The sequence below is a fragment of the Bradyrhizobium sp. CB1717 genome (genome assembly GCF_029714325.1).
Lineage (GTDB): Bacteria > Pseudomonadota > Alphaproteobacteria > Rhizobiales > Xanthobacteraceae > Bradyrhizobium.
In genome coordinates this window covers 8,873,131-8,893,194 of the sequence record NZ_CP121666.1, presented here as the reverse complement: position 1 = coordinate 8,893,194, position 20,064 = coordinate 8,873,131, and the positions used below count along the sequence as shown (strand labels likewise).

The 20,064-nt window shown below is 65.1% G+C and carries 19 protein-coding genes and 1 pseudogene; 9 read left to right on the top strand and 11 right to left on the bottom strand.

Features of this window, described 5'->3' with window-relative positions:
* Window positions 1-175 precede the first annotated feature (175 nt).
* From QA649_RS41385 to QA649_RS41370, 4 genes and pseudogenes are all read right to left on the bottom strand, one after another.
* Window positions 176-540: pseudogene (locus tag QA649_RS41385) on the bottom strand (nuclear transport factor 2 family protein).
* Window positions 541-698: 158 nt separating this feature from the next.
* Window positions 699-1,049, bottom strand: a complete 351-nt coding sequence (locus QA649_RS41380) for a RidA family protein (protein ID WP_283022179.1) — start codon at window positions 1,047-1,049, stop codon at window positions 699-701.
* A gap of 110 nt (window positions 1,050-1,159) precedes the next feature.
* Window positions 1,160-2,077, bottom strand: a complete 918-nt coding sequence (locus QA649_RS41375; protein ID WP_283022178.1) for a PHB depolymerase family esterase — start codon at window positions 2,075-2,077, stop codon at window positions 1,160-1,162.
* Between the two features lie 3 nt (window positions 2,078-2,080).
* The gene (locus QA649_RS41370; RefSeq protein ID WP_283022177.1) at window positions 2,081-3,739 is read right to left on the bottom strand and encodes an FAD-binding dehydrogenase; all 1,659 of its coding nucleotides are present in this window, start codon (window positions 3,737-3,739) and stop codon (window positions 2,081-2,083) included.
* A 263-nt stretch (window positions 3,740-4,002) separates the two neighbouring features.
* On the opposite strand from QA649_RS41370, the gene QA649_RS41365 reads away from it, so the two are divergent.
* The 5 genes from QA649_RS41365 (at window position 4,003) to QA649_RS41345 (ending at window position 8,305) form a co-directional block, all read left to right on the top strand.
* Entirely contained in the window at window positions 4,003-4,524 is a 522-nt protein-coding gene (locus QA649_RS41365) for a hypothetical protein (protein WP_283022176.1), read from the top strand.
* Window positions 4,525-4,651: 127 nt separating this feature from the next.
* On the top strand, window positions 4,652-4,846 hold the full coding sequence (locus QA649_RS41360) for a hypothetical protein (protein WP_018644935.1): 195 nt from the start codon (window positions 4,652-4,654) through the stop codon (window positions 4,844-4,846).
* Window positions 4,847-4,869: 23 nt separating this feature from the next.
* Window positions 4,870-5,460, top strand: coding sequence for an SCO family protein (locus QA649_RS41355; protein WP_283022175.1), 591 nt, complete (start codon window positions 4,870-4,872; stop codon window positions 5,458-5,460).
* Between the two features lie 90 nt (window positions 5,461-5,550).
* A complete protein-coding gene (locus QA649_RS41350) occupies window positions 5,551-6,477 on the top strand; it encodes a transporter substrate-binding domain-containing protein (RefSeq protein WP_283022174.1) in 927 nt (308 codons plus the stop codon).
* A gap of 184 nt (window positions 6,478-6,661) precedes the next feature.
* Window positions 6,662-8,305, top strand: a complete 1,644-nt coding sequence (locus QA649_RS41345) for a lysine--tRNA ligase (protein WP_283022173.1) — start codon at window positions 6,662-6,664, stop codon at window positions 8,303-8,305.
* A gap of 301 nt (window positions 8,306-8,606) precedes the next feature.
* On the opposite strand, the gene QA649_RS41340 is transcribed toward QA649_RS41345, so the two are convergent.
* Window positions 8,607-9,359, bottom strand: a complete 753-nt coding sequence (locus QA649_RS41340) for a carbonic anhydrase family protein (RefSeq protein ID WP_283022172.1) — start codon at window positions 9,357-9,359, stop codon at window positions 8,607-8,609.
* A 91-nt stretch (window positions 9,360-9,450) separates the two neighbouring features.
* Window positions 9,451-10,104, bottom strand: coding sequence for a helix-turn-helix transcriptional regulator (locus QA649_RS41335; RefSeq protein ID WP_283022171.1), 654 nt, complete (start codon window positions 10,102-10,104; stop codon window positions 9,451-9,453).
* Between the two features lie 307 nt (window positions 10,105-10,411).
* Here QA649_RS41335 and QA649_RS41330 point away from each other — a divergent pair, with 307 nt between their 5' ends.
* On the top strand, window positions 10,412-10,756 hold the full coding sequence (locus QA649_RS41330) for a DUF952 domain-containing protein (protein ID WP_018644940.1): 345 nt from the start codon (window positions 10,412-10,414) through the stop codon (window positions 10,754-10,756).
* Window positions 10,753-11,850, top strand: coding sequence for a quinone-dependent dihydroorotate dehydrogenase (locus tag QA649_RS41325; protein WP_283022170.1), 1,098 nt, complete (start codon window positions 10,753-10,755; stop codon window positions 11,848-11,850). Before QA649_RS41330 ends, QA649_RS41325 begins: the two co-directional genes overlap by 4 nt.
* Before the next feature lie 103 nt (window positions 11,851-11,953).
* On the opposite strand, the gene QA649_RS41320 is transcribed toward QA649_RS41325, so the two are convergent.
* From QA649_RS41320 to QA649_RS41300, 5 genes are all read right to left on the bottom strand, one after another.
* The gene (locus tag QA649_RS41320; protein ID WP_283022169.1) at window positions 11,954-13,279 is read right to left on the bottom strand and encodes an MATE family efflux transporter; all 1,326 of its coding nucleotides are present in this window, start codon (window positions 13,277-13,279) and stop codon (window positions 11,954-11,956) included.
* Window position 13,280: 1 nt separating this feature from the next.
* Complete coding sequence (locus QA649_RS41315) at window positions 13,281-14,015, bottom strand: MBL fold metallo-hydrolase (protein WP_283022168.1); 735 nt, start codon at window positions 14,013-14,015, stop codon at window positions 13,281-13,283.
* Between the two features lie 27 nt (window positions 14,016-14,042).
* Window positions 14,043-14,348: a DUF6460 domain-containing protein gene (locus tag QA649_RS41310; protein WP_018644944.1), complete on the bottom strand. Its 306-nt coding sequence runs from the start codon at window positions 14,346-14,348 to the stop codon at window positions 14,043-14,045.
* A gap of 306 nt (window positions 14,349-14,654) precedes the next feature.
* Window positions 14,655-16,532, bottom strand: a complete 1,878-nt coding sequence (locus tag QA649_RS41305) for an ATP-dependent DNA ligase (RefSeq protein WP_283022167.1) — start codon at window positions 16,530-16,532, stop codon at window positions 14,655-14,657.
* The gene (locus QA649_RS41300; RefSeq protein WP_283026215.1) at window positions 16,529-17,566 is read right to left on the bottom strand and encodes a ligase-associated DNA damage response exonuclease; all 1,038 of its coding nucleotides are present in this window, start codon (window positions 17,564-17,566) and stop codon (window positions 16,529-16,531) included. The genes QA649_RS41305 and QA649_RS41300 overlap by 4 nt, the downstream gene beginning before the upstream one ends.
* 136 nt (window positions 17,567-17,702) lie before the next feature.
* Here QA649_RS41300 and QA649_RS41295 point away from each other — a divergent pair, with 136 nt between their 5' ends.
* Entirely contained in the window at window positions 17,703-18,629 is a 927-nt protein-coding gene (locus tag QA649_RS41295; protein WP_283022166.1) for a methyltransferase domain-containing protein, read from the top strand.
* Between the two features lie 116 nt (window positions 18,630-18,745).
* Entirely contained in the window at window positions 18,746-19,975 is a 1,230-nt protein-coding gene (locus tag QA649_RS41290; protein WP_283022165.1) for an ABC transporter substrate-binding protein, read from the top strand.
* Window positions 19,976-20,064 lie beyond the last annotated feature (89 nt).

The window sequence follows — 20,064 nt, the reverse complement described above, 5'->3', positions numbered from 1 at the left end:
GCGGGCTCCCACCTTCCCCTGGAGGGGAGGGTCGATCGCGCGCAGCGCGAGCGGGGCGGGGTGATCCCTCCACGGGGGCACCGCCTCGATGGAGAGACTGTCACCCCACCCCGTCTCACATGTCGCTGCGCTCCATGTGAGCCGACCCTCCCCCTCCAGGGGAGGGTAAGAGACCTCACGCCCCCGCAGGCACCTGATCCAGAAACCCCGTCACGCTCCTGATCCGCCCGTCCTTCAACACGGCGAAATCCGTCCCCTTGATCGGGCTGTCGACGCCGTCAGGACCGAGCCCCCACGAAAAGCGCACATGGTCGCCATAGCCGTTGGGCTCGCCGATCAGCTTGAACTTGAAATCGGGAAAACGCTGCTGCACGCCCGCGATCAGCGCGTCGATGCCCTCCCGGCCGTCGCCCTTCATCAACGGATCGACATAGCTCGCGTCCGCCGTCCAGGTCTCGCTCAGCAGCTCGCGCCGGCGGCTCGTCTGCGCTCGTTCCAGAGATCGATATAGCAGTGGGCGATGGCGGTGTGGTCGGTCATGTTGCTCTCCTTCGATGACGCCGTGTCCGGCTGTCCCTCACTATCGAAGGTTTGCGCGCGCTGATCGATTACCTCGGAGGTCATCGGCACGTGCAAAAAAATGAAGCGCGATGATGGCCTCATCGCGCTTCATTCGGATGTGTATTGCTTCGCGAAGGTTACTTCGCCGCCGTCACCATGATCTCGACGGTGTATTGCGGGGCCGCCAGCTTGGCTTCGACGGTGGCGCGGGCCGGGGTGTTGCCGGAGGAGACCCAGGAGTCCCACACCGCGTTCATCTCGCCAAAAGTCTTCATGTCGGTGATGTAGATCGTGGCCGAGAGCAGCTTCGACTTGTCGGTGCCGGCCTTGGCGAGATGGCCGTCGATCGTCTTCAGGATGTCCTGGGTCTGCTTGGTCACGCTTTCGCCGGCGGCGTTGCTGGCGACGACACCGGCGAGATAGACGGTGTTGCCGTGCACGACGACCTGGCTCATGCGCGGGCCGGTTTCAAAACGCTGAATGCTCATTTGGGATCTCCTGGTGGAATGGCGGCCCTGTCTAGCCCAGCGGCCTGCGCCGTGCCACCCCGGGCACGCATGCGTTGCCAGGCACGCATGCGTTACCTCCGATGCATGCGTCACGGAAACCGGCTGAAAAATGACCAGATCGTCTCGGCGCCGTCGATGTCGCCGTTCTGCGGGCCGAGCAGGCTGGCCGCAACCCTCGGGAAGCGGGCATCGGGCGAGAACCCGGGCATGCGATGACCGCCATGGTTGACGCGATAGAGCACGACGTCGTGCCCGGTCGGGCAGCGCGAGGTGATCTGCGTGACCGTGGACTGGTCCGCGGAATTCTTGTCAGGCAGATCGACGGTGGCCGCATCATCTGACTCGCAGCCATTGAGCTTGCGCCAGAATTCCAGCGTTTCCTCGGTCGACCAGAATCCGTCTGCGGCAAAATAGCTCGATCCGCGTCCGCCGGCATAGGGGACCAGCGGGTCGGCCGTGCCGTTCATGAGCAATATCGGCAACGGCCGCGACGGATGACAGGTGACGGCGGCCTCGTCGGTGAGGTTCATGACCACGCTGGCGCCGGCCGCGAACAGATCGGCGCGCGCACAGAGAAGCGTCATCGCCATGGCGCCGCCATTGGAGATGCCGGCGACATAGACGCGCTTCGGGTCGGCCGTGCCGTTCGCGACCAGCTTCTCGACAAGCTTGGCGATGAAGGCGATGTCGTCGGTGCCGTCGGGCGGGCCGCGGAGCGCGGGTCCCGCCTTGGTCCGCGCATCGGCCCAGGCATGGTTGAGGCCGTCAGGAAATGCCACGGCGAAACCTTCACGTTTCGCGACCTGCGGCCACGCCGTCCGCGCGATCATGTCGGCGCCGCGCTGGGTCTTGCCGTGTAGCACGACCACCAGCGGCACAAGCCGCTTGGCTGGCAGTTGCAAGGTGTAGGAGCGCTTCACACCGTTGACGTCGATGACGTCGGCGGATGCGACCGGGGCAGCGGTCAATGCCGCAACAAACATCCCGATCTGCATCCACCGCCGCATGATCTATCCCACCGCTTTCGCCGCCGCGCGGCCGGCATTGCGGCCCGAGAACAGGCAGCCGCCGAGGAAGGTTCCCTCCAGCGAGCGATAGCCGTGCACGCCGCCGCCGCCGAAGCCTGCGGCTTCGCCGACCGCATAGAGGCCCGGGATGACCCGGCCCTCCGCGCCGAACACGCGGGAGTCGAGATCGGTCTCGAAGCCGCCCAGCGTCTTGCGGGTGAGAATGTTGAGCTTGACCGCGATCAGCGGCCCTTGCGCGGGATCGAGGATGCGATGAGGTGAGGCGGTGCGGATCAGCCTGTCGCCGATATAGCGCCGCGCATTGTGGATGTTCATGACCTGCGCGTCCTTGACGTAAGGATTGGCGATCTCGCGGTCGCGCGCCTCGATCTGCATTTTGATGTGCTCGAGCTTGAGCAGGTCGTTGCCGGCAAGCTTGTTCATCTCCGCCACAAGGTCCTCGATCCTGTCGCGCACGATGAAGTCGACACCATGGCTTTTGAAGGCCTCGACCGGCGCCGGCGCGCCCTTGTTGGTGGCGCGGCGCAAGGTCATGCGCCAGCTCTTGCCGGTGAGATCGGGGTTCTGCTCCGAGCCCGACAGCGCGAATTCTTTTTTGATGATGCTCTGGGTCAGGATGAACCAGGAATAATCATAGCCGGTGGACATGATGTATTTCAGCTGGCCGAGCGTGTCGGAGCCGGGGAACAGCGGCGCCGGCAATCGCGTGCCCGTGGCGTCGAACCACATCGACGAAGGGCCGGGCAGGATGCGGATGCCGTGGCGCGGCCAGATCGGTGACCAGTTCTGGATGCCCTCGACATAGTGCCACATGCGGTCGCGGTTGATCAGGCGCGCGCCGGTCTTTTCGGTGATGCCGATCATGCGGCCGTCGACATGCTCGGGCACGCCGGAGATCATGAACTTCGGCGGCTCACCGAGCCGCTTTGGCCAGTTCGCGCGCACCAGATCATGATTGCCGCCGATGCCGCCGGACGCCACGATCACGGCCTGCGCCTTCAGCGCGAACTCGCCGACGACGTTGCGCGAGGAACTCTTGCCGCGCTCCACATTATCAGGCGCGAGCATGGCGCCGCTGACGCCATCCACGGTGCCGTTGGTGATGGTGAGCGCATCGACGCGATGACGGAACTTGAAGGTGAGGCGGCCGCTCTTCATCGCCTCGCGCGCGCGACGCTCGAACGGCTCGACGATGCCGGGCCCGGTGCCCCAGGTGACGTGGAAGCGCGGCACCGAATTGCCGTGGCCCATCGCGTCATACCCGCCGCGCTCGGCCCAGCCGACCACGGGGAAGATGCGATGGCCCATCGCGCGCAGCCAGTCGCGCTTCTCGCCCGCCGCGAAGGCAACATAGGCCTCGGCCCATTTGCGCGGCCAGAAGTCCTCATCGCGGTCGAAGCCGGCGGTGCCGAGCCAGTCCTGCATCGCGAGTTCGAACGAGTCCTTGATGCCGAGCCGGCGCTGCTCCGGCGAATCGACCAGGAACAATCCGCCGAACGACCAGAATGCCTGGCCACCGATCGACTGCTCGCCTTCCTGGTCCACCACGATCACGCGCTTGCCCGCATCCGCGATCTCGGTCGCGGCGACGAGGCCCGACAGTCCCGCGCCGACGACGATGACGTCTGTTTCCTCAGCCATGCGCTTCCCCCTCCATGAGTTCCCCTGTAGTTGCCCGGATTGAAGCCAGCGGTCGTAACTGAGATCAAGGGCGTGGCGCGTAAGACCTCGTTAACTTGTTCCACTTTGGGATAGAGACCGGCCGGGTGCAGCGCGGACGCAACACTGGATTTGAATTTGTTTTGATCAAGCCGGCCTGCCTAGACAAAACCTTGGTTACGACGGACGCTAGCACTGCATCACCACCTGACACGCAGATTCGAATTCGACCGGGGCGGGGGACAATGAAGTTTCTGACGGGGTTGCTTGCGGCGGTACTCTTGATCGCGGGCATGGGGGCTTCTCACGCGGTGGTTCGGATCGCGGATGACCGCGGCGGCCGGATTGGAACCTACGTCGACAGATACCAGGACCTCAGGCAATCGGGCGAGACCGTCATCATCGACGGCCTCTGCGCCTCGGCCTGCACCATCGTCCTGGGCGCCATCCCGCACGACCGCATCTGCGTGACCTCGAGCGCGACGCTCGGCTTCCATGCCGCCTGGGATTTCGGCGCCAATGGCCGCGCCGTCACCAATCCCGAAGCGACCCAGATGCTCTATTCGATGTATCCGTCGCAGGTGAAACGCTGGATCGCGCAGCGCGGCGGCCTGACCCCGCATATGCTGTTCCTGAGGGGCAAGCAGCTGCAGGCCATGTACAAGCCCTGCTACATGGACGCGCAGGCTTCGGCGATCAGGCCGGCACGCCGGACCCTCCAGCAACCGGAGCAGGTCGAGTCGGCCCGGGGCCAGCTGCTTCACTGACACCACAGGCATGACGGGATCATTGAGACCGTCAGCGGCGCCTTGTCTGCTGCCAGCGCCTTGCCCGCAGGCGGGCTAAAGCCTATCTGAAAGCCTGGGAACCGGGGCCTTCGCCCCCAAATTTGTCATGGCTCAACCGCTGCACCCGGGACATCCGTTACAGGACAATTCGTCCACTGCCGGCCGGACGCCGTCCGTGCTGCTGTTGGCGGGCGCTGGTGTCGGCGGGCTGGTCGTGATCGGCGCGCTGGCGCTGTGGTTCCACTACGGCAGTCAGGTGTTCTTCGAAATGATCAGGACCGGCTTCGCCGCCTGCTTCTGACCCCGACAGGAAGTTTTCCGCCCATGAGTTCCGCCGCCCGCCCGCTGGTGATCGCGACCGCCTTTGCAGCAAGCCTCGTCCTCGGGCTCCTGATCATGTTCTGGGCCATGGGCGGGGTCAGCAAGGTGGCGCAGCCCGCCGCGATCGGCGGCCCGTTCCAGCTCACCGACCAGAACGGCAAGGCCGTCACCGACAAGAGCCTGAAGGGCAAGCCGACCCTGATCTTCTTCGGCTACACCCATTGTCCCGACGTCTGCCCGACCTCGCTGTTCGAGATGTCCGAGGTGCTGCGGGCGATGGGCAAGGACGCCGACAAGGTCAATGCCATTTTCATCTCGGTCGACCCGGAGCGCGACACGCCGGCGACGATGAAGGACTATCTGTCGAGCTTCGATCCGCATCTGGCGGGCCTGTCCGGCGACCCCGCCGAGACCGCCAAGGTCATCACCTCCTACCGGGTCTATGCCAAGAAGGTCCCGACCAAGGACGGCGACTACACCATGGACCACACCGCGCTGATCTACCTGATGGACCGCGACGGCAGGTTCGTCTCGCCGTTCAACCTGAAGCGCACGCCGGAAGAGGCCGCGGCGGACCTGAAGCGGTATCTCTGAGCTTCACCCTGGCCGCAATCGGCACTCGCGTTCCCGGGTGGATGGTCTATAAGGCCCTCTGATCCCAACGAAATTCATTACTTTCGGCCGATGGCTCCATCGCAACAGGCGAAATCGTTCAAATCTGTCCGTGGCTTGCTGGCTGTCGGCCTCTGCCTGCTCGCCGGCCTCTCCGGCGCGAACGCCCAGGCCCCGGCCAAGCAGCCTCCTGCGGCCCCCCAGGCGACGCCGCAAACCGCGCCCCAGGCGGCCCCGCAGGCCGTGCCCGGGTTCTGGGACCCGCGCCGGCGCCCGGAGCGGCCGGACCTGTCGCGTCTGACCGTGATCCGCTTCCTGACCGAGACCGACTATCCGCCGTTCAACTACACCGGCGCCGACGGCAATCCGGCCGGCTTCAACGTCGATCTCGCCCGCGCGCTTTGCGACGAGATCAAGGTCACCTGCACGGTGCAGATGCGGCGGTTCGAGACGCTGGTCGACGCGCTCACCTCCAACCGCGGCGATGCCATCATCGCCTCGATGGCGGTGAGCCCGCAGCTGCGCGCCCGCGTCGACTTCACCGATCCCTATTACCGCGTGCCGGCGCGCTTCGTCTCGCGCAAGGATGCGGTGATGCCGGAGATCCGCCCCGAATATCTCGAAGGCAAGAAGGTCGGCGTCATCGCGGGCTCCGCGCATGAGGCCTATCTGAAGGCGATGTTCACCGACGCCGAGCTGCACCCCTATCCCAACGACGACGCGATGCGCGCCGCGCTTCGCAAGGGCGAGGTCGACTTCATCTTCGGCGATGCCATCTCGCTCGCGTTCTGGATCAACGGCACGGATTCCGGCGATTGCTGCGCCTTCTCCGGCGGTCCCTTCGTCGAGAGCCGCTTCTTCGGCGAAGGCATCGGCATCGCCGTCCGCAAGGGCAACGACGTGCTGCGCCAGGCCCTGAACTGGGCCCTGTTCCGCGTCTGGGAAAAAGGCCGCTACACCGATCTGTGGCTGCGCTATTTCTCGGTGAGCCCGTTTTAGTTTCTTCGCTGATCTCTCCGCCGTCATTGCGAGGAGCCCTTGCGACGAAGCAATCCAGACTGTTTCCGCGGAAAGATTCTGGATTGCTTCGCTTCGCTCGCAATGACGGTGCGAGAGGCAACACCGCCCACAAAATTGCATTCTGCCCGGAAATCGCTATTTTCCGCGGCCCGGAGGCCCCTTGATGTCCGTTATCGATCCCAGCATGAGCCCGAGCGACCTGCGTGCGCTCGCCGAACAATCCAACGCCTGGCCGTTCGAGCAGGCGAAGGCCATTGTCGCGCGGCTGAAGAAAAGCCCGAAGGACGAGGTGCTGTTCGAGACCGGTTACGGCCCGTCGGGCCTACCGCATATCGGCACGTTCGGCGAGGTCGCGCGCACCTCGATGGTGCGCCACGCCTTCCGCGTGCTGACCGAGGACAAGATCAAGACGCGCCTGCTCGCGTTCTCCGACGACATGGACGGGTTTCGCAAAGTGCCCGACAACGTCCCCAACAAGGAGATGCTGGCCGCGCATCTCGGCAAGCCGCTGACGCGGGTGCCGGATCCGTTCTCCAACGAATACCCCTCGTTCGGCCACCACAACAATGCGCGGCTGCGCGCCTTCCTCGATCATTTCGGCTTCGACTACGAGTTCGCGAGCTCGACCGACTACTACACGTCCGGCCGCTTCGATGCGACGCTGCTGAAGATGCTCGCTGCCTACGACAAGGTCATGGCGATCATCCTGCCGACGCTCGGCCCCGATCGCCGCGCGACCTATTCGCCGTTCCTCCCCATCAGCAAGACCAGCGGTGTCGTGCTGCAGGTGCCGATGATCCGCCGCGACGTCGCGGCCGGCACGGTGACCTATGTCGATCCTGATACCAACCAGGAAGTCGAGACACCGGTGACCGGCGGAAATGTAAAATGCCAGTGGAAGGCCGACTGGGCGATGCGCTGGGTCGCGCTCGGCGTCGATTATGAGATGGCCGGCAAGGACCTGATCGATTCCGTGAAGCTGTCCGGCGCCATCGCGAAGGCGCTCGGCGCCACGCCGCCCGAAGGCTTCAACTACGAGCTCTTCCTCGACGAGCAGGGCCAGAAGATCTCGAAGTCGAAGGGCAACGGCCTCACCATCGACGAATGGCTGCGCTATGCCTCGCCGGAATCGCTGTCGCTGTTCATGTACCGCGAGCCGAAGGCGGCCAAGCGGCTGTATTTCGACGTCATCCCGCGCAACGTCGACGACTATCAGCAATTCATCGACGGTTTTGCCAAACAGGACGGCAAGCAGCAGCTCGGCAATCCGGTCTGGCACATCCACAACGGCAAGCCACCGCAGGGCGACATGCCCGTCACCTTCCAGCTGCTCTTGACGCTGGTGTCGTCGTCGAACGCGGAGAACGCCGAGACGCTGTGGGGTTTCATCGGCCGCTATCGTCCCGGCGTGAGCCCGCAGACGCACCCCAAGCTCGATGCGATGGTCGGTTACGCCATCAACTATTATCGCGACTTCGTCGCGCCGACGAAGCAGTTCCGCGTGCCGACGGACACGGAGCGCGCGGCGCTTCAGGACCTGCGCGATGCGCTCTCGCAGCTTCCGCAGGAGGCGTCCGCGGAAGACATCCAGAACGTCGTCTACGAGATCGGCCGCCGCGAGCCGTTCCTCGACCAGGTCAAGAAGGGCAAGGACGGCCGTCCCGGTGTCACGCTCGACTGGTTCAACATGCTCTACCAGGTCCTGCTCGGCCAGGAGAAGGGCCCGCGCTTCGGCTCCTTCGTCGCGGTGTACGGCGTGCAGAACGCGGTGAACATGATCGACGGCGCGCTGGCGCGATCAGCGTAATGCTGTAGCCCAACGGAAGACCCGTAGCCCGGATGGAGCGAAGCGAAATCCGGGGTCATCGCGGATAGCGCCAGCGGTCCCGGATTGCGCTTCGCTCCATCCGGGCTACAAGCTGAGGGCGTCGGATCTCGATTGTAAGCGACCCCATCTCCCCGTCGTCGTCCTGGCGAAAGCCAAGACCCATAACCACCGTCGGATGTGGTTACGGGGACTCGGAGTTGCCAACTCGCACGACGACTTCCCCTGGGGTAATGGGTCCTGGCTTTCGCCAGGACGACATCGATGAATACTTGCGCCCCTGTTAGATCGACCGCAGCACGTAACGCCTGTTATCCTTCTGCACCGGCCGCGCGTTCATCGGGTAGAGCTTTGCGAACGCGGCGACATCGGCGGCCGATACCTGGATCGGGGTGGTCAGCAGCAGCCATTCCACCACTTCCGAGCAGGGCGGCGTCGTCAGCGAGCCGGGATAGCGGTAATAGCCGAGCTTCGTTGGCAGCATGGCGAGCGGATCGATGCTCGCATCCGCCTTCACCGCGGGGCCTTCCGCCGCCGGCATGGTCTTGATGATCTTGCCGAAGGCCGGGTTCGGCTTGCCTTCGGCCATCAGCACGCCGACCACGGCGAGCCCGCCGGCATCGTTGCGGTGGACGAAATGCGCCTCCATCGGAAAATTCTTGCCGCCGAACATGTGCTCGCTCGGCCGGTGGAAGTGCACCTGGAGCAGCTTGTATTTGACGTCGCCGAGAAGAAGCGTGCTGCCTTCGGCGAAGTTGAGCTGGATCGTGTGCCCGTTGTTGACGATGGTATCGGCAGTCCTGCCCCAGTTCAGCTTCAGCGCGGGCAATTGCGACTTCACCGTCGTCTCGATGTCGATCGGCGATTGTTGCAGGCCGACCGTGCAGGCCTTGTTGGCTGCATCGAGGTCGCCCCATTTGCCCGGACCGCCGGCGCCTTCATAGCTCCAATGCACGCCTTCGGCGGCGAAGGCCGGCTTGCACACCGGACAAAGCGCAAGACCCGCGAGTGCTTTCAATGCGTGACGGCGATTCATCGTAGTCCCCCTCAGATCAATTCGATCGGCAATTTCGCGCGCAACCTAGGTGAGAGGGCCGGTGAGTCGCAATGGCAATCGCGCGTTGAATCTATTGGCTCGCCCACACGATCCTTGCGACCCAGGCGACCTCGCCTGTCGCCATCGTGCGCTCGGCCTGCGAGGCATCGAGCGGCTGCAATTCCAGCGACTTTGTCGTGCGGCGCTTCAGGGTTGCGATCGTCACTTCGCCCGCTCGGGTCTTCACCACGACACGATCGCCCTTGCGGATCGCTGTGCCCGGTGAGACCAGGATGACGTCACCGTCGCGATAGGTGGGCGCAAGCGCATCGCCGGCGATCTCCAGCGCAAACGTCTGGCCGTCCTCGACGGTGGGCAGCGCGACTTCGGTCCAGCCCTTGCCCGATGGAAGGCCGGACTCGTCGAAGGCGCCGCTCGCACCGGCCAGCGCGAGGCCGAGCAGCGGCACCGAACGGCCGTCGCCTGCCTCGTCGTCGATCAGCCTTGCAAAGGTGTCGATGGAGTCGCCGGTCGCCGCCAGCGCTTTCGCGATCGATTCGGTCGAGGGCCAGCGCTCGCGGCCATCAGGGGTGACGCGCTTGGACCTGTTGAAGGTGGTGGGGTCGAGCCCGGCACGCTTGGCAAGGCCGGACGGCGACAGGCCGGCGCGCGCCGCAAGCCGATCCAGCGCGATCCAGATCTGGTCGTGAGTCAGCATCCTCTGCGCTTTGGCCTGTCTGACCATGGAAGGTCCAGCCCGTCGCAACTCAGGAAAACTGTCCTCAAATCAACCGGTTTTCCGTTTTTCGCGCAAGGGGTGACGCGAAAGCGGTGGTCGGGCCGAGGGAATACAAGTGCGTGGCAAGGAAAACGCGTCAAAACAGGAATCTGACGGCCCGTCCCGATTTCATCGGGACGGAACAGGCGCTAAGTCTTGAGTTCGGAAGGAGCGGCCTTTACGGTCGCGCCCGGGGTTTCAGGGACCCCAATAGACGAAAAAACCCAAGAGACTCAAAGAGCTGTCTCAAAGGGCAAACAGGGCTGCGTAAGCGGTGGTCAAGATCTACAAAATCTGTCCGGCCTCGGCCTGGCGCGAGGCGGAACGGCACGGCGTGTACCAGGGCAGCGCGGACGATTCGCGCGACGGCTTCATTCATTTCTCGACGGCCGCCCAGGTTCCCGAAACCCTGCGCAAGCACTTCGCCGGGCAGCGGGCGCTGTTCCTGGTCGAGGTCGACGGCGATGCGCTGGGCAGCGAACTGCGCTGGGAGCGCTCGCGCAATGAGGAGCTGTTTCCGCACCTCTATGGCGAGCTCGATCTCGGCGCTGTCATCTCGGTGCTGAACCTCAACATGCGCTCCGACGGCAGCCACGATGTTCCGGAGCTTGCGCCGTGATCCGCGCTTTCGACGCCTTCTCGCTGCCGGTGCTGCGCTGGCTCGATCCGGAGGATGCGCATCGCCTGGCGATCCAGGGCCTGCGCTTCCTGCCGCCGGTCAAGCCGCGCGCTGACGATCCCAAGCTTGCGGTCCGCGCCTTCGGGCTCAATTTTCCCAATCCGATCGGCATGGCCGCCGGCTTCGACAAGAGCGCCGAGGTGCCGGATGCGCTGCTGCGGCTCGGTTTCGGCTTCGTCGAGATCGGCTCGGTGACGCCGAAGCCGCAAGCCGGCAATCCGCGGCCGCGGCTGTTCCGGCTCGAGCGCGACGAAGCCGTCATCAACCGCATGGGCTTCAACAATGACGGCGCCGAAGTCGCGCTGCGCCGGCTCGCCGCACGCGCGCAGCATGGCGGCATCGTCGGCGTCAATGTCGGCGCCAACAAGGATTCGCCGGACCGCGTCGACGACTACGTCAAGCTGATCGAGACCTTTGCGCCGGTCGCGAGCTATTTCACCGTCAACGTCTCCTCGCCGAACACGCCGGGCCTGCGCAACTTGCAGGAAGGCGCGCTGCTCGACGATCTCCTCGCGCGCGTGATCGATGCGCGCGAGCGTGTCAGGCAGAAGGCCGGCGATACGCCGGTGCTGCTCAAGATCGCGCCTGATCTCAGCCTCGCCCAGCTCGACGATGTCGTGCAGGTCGCGCGCTCGCGCAAGGTCGACGGCATGATCGTGTCGAACACGACGATCGCGCGGCCGAGCACGCTGCGCGAGGAGACGCGCGCCAAGGAGCAGGGCGGCCTGTCCGGCCGGCCGCTGTTCCGCCTCTCGACGCGGATGGTCGCGGAGACCTATGTGCGCGTCGAGGGCGCGTTCCCCCTGGTCGGCGTCGGCGGCGTCGATTCCGGCGGTGCGGCGCTGACAAAAATCCGCGCAGGCGCCAGCCTGATCCAGCTCTATTCGTCGCTGGTCTACAAGGGCATCGGCCTCGTCGAGGAGATCAAGCGCGACCTCACCTCGACGCTGCTGCGGACAGGGCGTGATTCGCTGTCCGAAATCGTGGGCTCCGATGCCGCGACGCTGACCGCCGAAGACTGGCCGGGGATGTGAGGCGGTCTCTCGTAGCCCGGATGGAGCGCAGCGCAATCCGGGATTCTATCCGAGAGTGCCAAGACCCCGGATTACGCTGCGCTCCATCCGGGCTACGACGCTTCTATGGCTTTGAAAACGTCACCCGATACAACACCGGATACCTCGCGCCCTGCAAGCCGCCGCGCGCGATGTAGAACGCGATCAGCGCGCACCACAGTCCGGCATTGCCGAACGACTGCAGCGCCAGCCAGATGCCGAAGAAGATCGCGAGCGATAGCAGCATCAGATTGCGCATCTCGCGCGCCCAGGTCGCGCCGACATAGATGCCGTCGAAGCCGAACGCGAACACGCCGGGGATAGGCGCAAGCACGATGAACGGCAGGAAATCGCGCGCGGCGCGGCGGACATCCTCGCTCGCCGTCATGAAGTTGATGATATCAGGTCCGAACAGCGCGAACAGCACGGCGACGACCAGCGCGAAGCCGAGCCCCCATAGCAGCACCAGCCGGGTCGAGTCCGCAAATCCCCTCGCGTCACGCGCGCCAAAGGTGCGGCCGCAGAGCTGCTGCGCCGCATTGGCGAGGCCGTCGAGGAAGAAGGCGCTGACCAGCAGGAAATTGTTGAGCACGGAGTTCGCCGCAAGCGTGACGTCGCCGGCCCGCGCGCCCTTGGCGGTGAAGAACAGGAACACGGCGATCAGCGCCGCGGTGCGGATCAGGATGTCGGTGTTGACCGCCAGGAGCCGCATCAGTTTTGCGCGATCGAACAGCATTGTGCTGGGCACCTTGAAGCCGCCGGCGGCATGGCGATGGCACACGATCGCGCCGAGCACGAAGCCTGTTGTCTCCGACAGCACGGCGGCGATCGCCGCGCCCGCGATGCCGGTGTCGTAGACCAGCACCAGCAGGATCGTCGCCGCCATGTTGATGAGGTTGATGACGACCTGCAGCAACAGCGCCGGATTGGCGCGGGCCTGTCCCACCAGCCAGCCGAGAATGACGTAATTGGCGAAGGCGAAGGGCGACGACCAGATCCGGATCATGAAATAGGTCTTGGCGGCCCGCGTCACGCCTTCGCTGCCGCCCATCAGGTCGAACAGCACGGCGGAGAGCGGCAATTGCAGCGCGATCAGCGCTGCGCCGATCAGGCCGGCGACGATGAATCCGCGCACCAGGATTACGGTCTGCTCGCGCGTCTCGCCCGCGCCGAGCGCCTGCGCGGTGAAGGCGAGCGTGCTCATGCGCAGGAAACCGAACAGCCAGAACAGGCAGTCGAAGATCACGGAGGCCATCGCGACGCCGCCGAGCAGCGCCGCATCGTCGAGCCGGCCGATCGCGGTGGTCGAGACCACGCCGATCAGCGGCGTCGTGAGGTTCGCCACCATCGCCGGACCTGCGATGGCGAACACCTGGCGGGAGCCGATCTTGAGGGGAACAGGCGCGTGCATGTCAGAACACGAGCACCATGCCGTCTTCGGCGGCGAGATGCGCGATGTCGTCCAGACGCGACAGCATGTCGTCGCTCATATGGGTGAGGACGAGGCGTTTTGCGCCGATTGCAGGTAAATGCTGTTCCAAGGTCTTCAGGCTGAGATGGTTCTTGACCACCTTCTCGTACATATAGGCTTCGGCGATGAAAAGGTCTGCGCCATGCGCCAGCGGAATGAGCGTCTCCGTCCATTCGGTGTCGGCGCTGTAGGCGAGCGTGCGGCCCTCGGTCTCGACGCGATAGGCGAGGAAGGGACCGCCGGAGTCGCCGTGCACGACCGGGTAGGGCGTCACGGTCACGACGCCAAAACTCCGGCTCTGCCCGGGCGCGAGCTCGACGACGTTGAGCTCGAAGCGTTGTTTTGTCCGCGAGGAATGCTCGAACAGCGATTCCATCACCTCACGCAGCCGCGTCTCGATGCCTTGCGGGCCCGCGATCGTCAGCGGCCGCGTCCGCCGCGAGAATTGCGCGTCGAGCAGGAAGAACGGCAGGCCGGCAAAATGGTCGCCGTGGAAATGCGTAATCAGGATCAGGTCGATGTCGTTTCGCTCGATCTCGAGCCGCTTCAGCGCCGGCAGCGCCGACGCACCGCAATCGATCAGGAAGTTCGCTTCGCGCCCCGAGACATGGAAGCAGGTGTTGAGCCTGCCGCCGGAGCCGAAGGCGTCACCGCAGCCGACGAAACGCAGTTGCATCGGCTGCGCACTCCCCGAATCATATCCTTACCGGCCGCGCGGCGCGCCGAACACGCGCGAGAGCAGCCAGATCGGGATCACGATGACCGCGCCGAGCAGGAAGTAGCGCCACAGCCAGTTGATGGTATCGAAGCCGAGATCCCACAGACGCTGGAACAACAGGCGAATGCTGTAGATGATATTCCAGGGATCGAAGCCGATCGCGGCGAGCACGACGCCGACCAGGATCGACAGCAGGACCAGGCGAAACGCGACCGCCAGCGGCGAGCCGCCGAGAAAGCGGTTCAGGCCGTCGCTGCGGCCGGCCGGCAAATCTCTGACGTCTTGGACCATCGCAAACTCCTCGGGCGGATTCGACCCCATTATAGGGCACGGCGGGGGACATGGGGAACCCGTGGCGGGGCGTCAATCGGGTTACCGGAGTTTAATTCGGGCAAGCACGTGCCGCGGACTGGCTGCAACTCTCCCGCTCATGTCCGCCGAAGCCTTGGCGAAGGCGGATGCGGGAGAGGTCGCGCCCCGGGCGATGCGAAGCATCGTCCCGCGCGCGGGTGAGGGCTCTCGCCTCTGGGGGAGTGTCCCAATGTGGAGACACCCTCTCCCCAGCCCTCTCCCGCAAGCGGGAGAGGGGGCGCCTGTTTACACCTCAATCTCCGCCGGCTCCGCTTTCAACATCCTCTCCAGCGTCTCCAGCCGGTCGGCCTCCCGCGGCGGCTTGTCCCAGCGCAGGCGGCTGATGCGGGGAAAGCGCATGGCGATGCCGGATTTGTGCCGCGGCGAGCGCTGCAGGCCTTCGAAGGCGACCTCCAGCACCAGCCCCTTGTCGCCCTCGTGCACGACGTGGCGCACGGGACCGAATTTTTCGGTGGTGTTGCGGCGGACGAAGCGGTCGATCTGCAAGAGCTCCTCGTCGGTGAAGCCGAAATAGGCTTTTCCCACCGGCACCAGCTCGTCGCCATCAGCGCCTTTGGTCCAGACGCCAAAGGTGTAGTCGGAATAATAGGACGAGCGCTTGCCATGGCCGCGCTGCGCATACATCAGCACGGCATCGATGATGTGCGGATCGCGCTTCCACTTCCACCACTGCCCCTTCGGCCGCCCCGGCAGATAAGGTGCATCGCGCCGCTTCAGCATCACGCCTTCGACAGCGTCAGCATCCTCTCCGGCGCCTGCGCTCGCGGGATCGGCGCGCGCCGCGGTCAGCGCCTCCCAGCTCGCGAAGGGAACGGTGGGCGACAGATCGATGCGGGGATCGCTAAGCTTCCTGACGAATGTCTCCAGCCGCTCGCGCCGCTCCGCGAACGGCAGCTCGCGCAGATCATTCTCGTCGTCGCCGAGCAGATCGTAGGCGCGCAGGTGAATCGGAAACTCCTTGATCAGCTTGGGCGAGACGACCTTGCGGTTGAGTCGTTGCTGCAGGACGTTGAAACTCTGCACGCGGCCTTCGCGCAGGATCAGCAGCTCGCCGTCGATCGCGCCGGGCAGGCGCAGCGAGGGCACGAGATCCGGAAAGCTGCCGGTGATGTCCTCGCCGGTGCGCGAATAGAGTCGCGCCGCGATCTGCCCGCGCTCGTCGCGGCCGGCGACCGCCTGCACGCGGATGCCGTCCCATTTCCATTCGGCGATGTAGTCGGCGGGATCGAGCGCGGCGAAATCCGCATCCTCGATTGCATGCGCGAGCATCACGGGCCGGAACGGCGCGGGATCGCGATTGACAGGCTTTTCGCCGCGGCCTTCCAGCCAGGCGAACAGGTCGAGATAAGGTGGGCTGAGTCCCGGCCAGATCAGCTCGATCTCGTGCGGATCCTTGTCGCCGAGCGTAGCGGCCGCAGTCTTGGCGAGGCGCGCGGAGATGCCGATCCGCAGCGCACCGGTGACGAGCTTCAGGAGGGCCCAGCGGCCGGTCTCGTCGAGCTCGTCGAGCCAGCGTTCGAGCTGCTTCGGCAACTCGGTCTTGCCGAGGGTGCGGAGAGTTGTGACGACTTCGGTGAGGGTAGGGGGAGGTGGGTTGTTGTGGCGAGGTGGATGAAGGGACTCATTGCCATCTCGCCCGGAGTACCCCCCTCCCTGCCCCTCCCCCGCAGGGGGGGAGGGAACGGTGAGAGTGGTGCGTCCATCACGTGCTGGCTCACCATCAGTCGTTGAGCCCGTCTGTCGCCGCGCACGCAACCGCGCTCCCTCCCCCCTTGCGGGGGAGGGCGGGGGAGAGGGGTGGCCCAGGAAAGACTGGTCGTCGTTGACGGCTCTCTTCGGCCACATCAGCGCGACCGTCTCCGAGAGGTCGCCGACATAGTCGTAGCTCAACCCGAACAGCACCTCATCCGTGCGCGACGCAATCAAATCCCGGATCAGCGCGGGCTTTGCGTGCTTGAAGCTGAGCGCGCCGGTCAGCGCCGCCAGTGCATAGCCGCGGTCGGGATCGCCGACCTCGCGGAAATAGCCGGTGATCAGCCGCAGCTTGTTGTTGCGGCCGGGCTCGTAGGCGAGGCGGTCGAGCAGTTCGGCGAAGCGGTTCATGCCTCAGTCTCGCCGGCGTCAGGCGTCTCGCTCTCCTCCTCGTCGCCATAGCCGACGAGATCGAGCGGCTGCGCCTTCAGGCCCTTGCTCCGGCACCAATGCACCAGCGCATCCTCCTGGCCGTGGGTGACCCAGATCTCGCCGGCGCCGGTCGCCTTGATGGTCGCCGTGAGACCATCCCAGTCGGCGTGGTCGGAGATCACCAAAGGCAATTCGACGCCGCCCTGCCGCGCCCGGGCGCGCACGCGCATCCAGCCCGAGGCGAAGGCGGTGACCGGGTCGGGAAAGCGCCGAGCCCAGATATCCGACGTGGCCGACGGTGGTGCCAGCGTGATGGTGCCGGCCAGCGCCGCCTTCTTCATGCCGGCCGCCGGCCTGAGCTCGCCGAGTTCGATCCCGCGGCTCTGGTAGTAGGATGTGATCTTCTCCATCGCGCCATGCAGATAGATCGGCGCGTCATAGCCGGCCCGCCGCAGCAGCGCGATGACGCGCTGCGCCTTGCCGAGCGAATAGGCGCCGACGAGGTGCGCGCGTTCCGGAAACAGCGCGACGGAGGCGAGCAGCTTCTTGACCTCGTCGGCCGCATCGCCATGCCGGAACACCGGCAGGCCGAATGTCGCCTCGGTGATGAAGACGTCGCATGGCACCAGCTCGAACGGCGTGCAGGTCGGGTCGGCCGCATCCTTGTAGTCGCCGGAGGCGACGATGCAGGTGTCCTTGCACGTCACCGCGATCTGCGCCGAGCCCAGCACATGGCCGGCCGGATGGAATTTCACGCGGACGTCGCCGAGCCGGATCTCCTCGCCATAGCGGATGACTTGCGTCGAGCCGGCAAAATTCTCGCCATAGCGCAGTCGCATCATATCGAGCGTTTCCTGCGTCGCCAGCACCGCGCCATGGCCGGCACGGGCATGGTCGGAATGGCCGTGGGTGATCACGGCCCGCTCCACCGGGCGGACAGGGTCGATATGGAAGCCGCCGGGCTTGCAGCACAGGCCGGCAGCAGCTGGCAGCAGGATGTCTTGCGGGCGCATGGACGTCATATAGGCAGCGGTGTCCCGATATTCACCCGTCATGCGCGGGCTTGACCCGCGCATCCATCGCCCTAAACAGTTCCTTTTTTGATGGATTGCCGGGTCAGGCCCGGCAATGACGAGTGTTGGTTCCTCAATGCCGCTCCGCCTGTTCCTGACCTCCGGCGATCTCATGGCCGACCGCCGTTTCGAGTTCGCCCGCGACCTCCAGCTCAAGGGCGATCTGCCCGCCGCCGCCGATCTGCTGGAGCAGGCGATCGAGCTTGCGCCAAACTTCACCTCGGCCTGGTTCACGCTCGGCGAAATCCGCCAGCAGCTCGGCGAGCGCGACAAGGCGATCGCCGCCTTTCGCAAGGCGCGCGACTCCGATCCTGGGGATCAGCACGGCGCCGGCCTGCATCTGATGCGGCTCGGCGATGCGCAGGTTGCGGAGATGCCCAAGGCCTATGTGCAGGCGCTGTTCGATCAATATGCGCCGCGCTTCGAGCATGCGCTGATCAACGATCTCGGCTATCGCGCCCCTGCGCTGATCTTCAAGGCGGTGCTGGCCGCGCGCGTCGCCGGCAAGAAGCCGGCCTTCTTCAAGCGCACCATCGATCTCGGTTGCGGCACCGGGCTTGCAGCCGCCGCCTTCGCCAAGCAGGTTGATCATTTCATCGGCATTGATCTGTCGCCCGGCATGATCAAGGAAGCGCGCGCCACCGGCCTTTACGCCGAGCTCGAAGTTGCCGACATGATCGAGGGCCTGCGCGGTAAGAGCGATGCGAGCGCGAACCTCGTCGTTGCCGCGGACGCGTTCGTCTATCTCTCCGATCTCGCGCCGGTGCTGACCGAAGCCAGGCGCGTGCTCGTATCCGGCGGCGTGCTCGCCTTCACGCTGGAGACGCATGCGGGCGATGGCATCGTGCTCGGCGAAGGCCTGCGCTATGCCCACTCGGCGGAATATGTGCGCGGTGCCATCGCGAGAGCCGGGCTGAAGCTGCTGACGCTCGAGCCGGCCTCGCCGCGCAACGAGAACAACGAGCCGGTGCGCGGCCTCGTCGTCGTCGCCGAGAAAACTTGAGTCTAGGCGCTAATTCACTGCAATCTGGGTGTCATTGCGTCGCAAAGCAACAAACTTCCTACTTGCGAGCTGCGCAGCCCTGCCAGCACAATGCGCGCATCAGGGAGAAAACAACAATGACCAAGAATCCATCGCGGCGCGACTTCAGCGCCGCCGCGCTCGCCACCATCGCCGCATCGACGTTGCCCGCGCCTTACGTCTGGGCCGCGGAGAAGAAATACGATGCGGGCGCCAGCGACACCGAGATCAAGATCGGGCAGACCGTGCCGCATTCCGGCCCTGGTTCGCTCTATGGCGTGCTCGGGCGCGTCGGCGAAGCCTATTTCCAGATGCTGAACGAGAAGGGCGGCATCAACGGACGCAAGGTCAAGTTCCTCACCATGGACGATGCCTACAGCGCGCCGAAATGCGTCGAGGCGACGCGGCGCCTGGTCGAGCAGGAGGAAGTTCTCGCGCTGTACGGCTCGCTCGGCACCGCGCCGCAGACCGCCGTGCACAAATACCTGAACTCGAAGGGCGTGCCGCAGCTGCTGCTCAACACCGGCGCGTCGAAGTGGAACAACCCGAAAGAGTTCAAATGGACCATGGCGGGCCTGCCGCTCTATCCGACCGAGGCACGCATCCTGGCGCGGCACGTCGTCAGCGTGAAGCCGAATGCCAAGATCGGCATCCTCTACCAGAACGACGATTTCGGCCGCGACTTCCTCGGGCCGTTCAAGAAGGTGCTGGCGGACGCCGGCGGCACGGCGCAGGTGATCATGGAGCAGACCTACGATCTGACCGAGCCGACCGTCGATTCCCAGCTCATCAATCTCTCCAAGTCGGGCGCGGACGTCTTCTACAACATCTCGACCGGCAAGGCCTCGTCGCAGTCGATCCGGAAGGTCGCCGAGCTCGGCTGGAAGCCGCTGCAACTTCTGTCCGCAGGCTCCACGGGTCGCTCGATCCTCAATGCCGCGGGCCTGGAAAACGCCACCGGCATCGTCGCCATCCGCTACAACAAGGAGGTCGGCCTGCCCAAATGGGAGAAGGACCCCGACGTGATGGCGTTCGAGGAGCTGCGCAAGAAGTACACGCCGGCCATCGACCCCGACAACACCATCGCCTTCGCCGGTTACGGCCAGGCCGTGACCATGGGCGAGATCCTGCGCCGCTGCGGCGACGACCTCACCCGCGCAAATGTGCTGAAGCAGGCCTCCACGCTCGCCGGCTTCCACTCGCCCTACTTCCTCGACGGCGTCACCTACAGCTACACGCCCGAAGACTACACGCCGATGAAGACGCTCTTCATCTCCACCTTCACCGGCAAGGACTGGGACATCTCCGACAAGCCGATGTCGGAGTGATTTTCTTCCCTTCTCCCCTTGTGGGAGAAGGTGGCGCGAAGCGCCGGATGAGGGGTTGTTTCCACATGTGAGACTGTTAGCGAGGATAG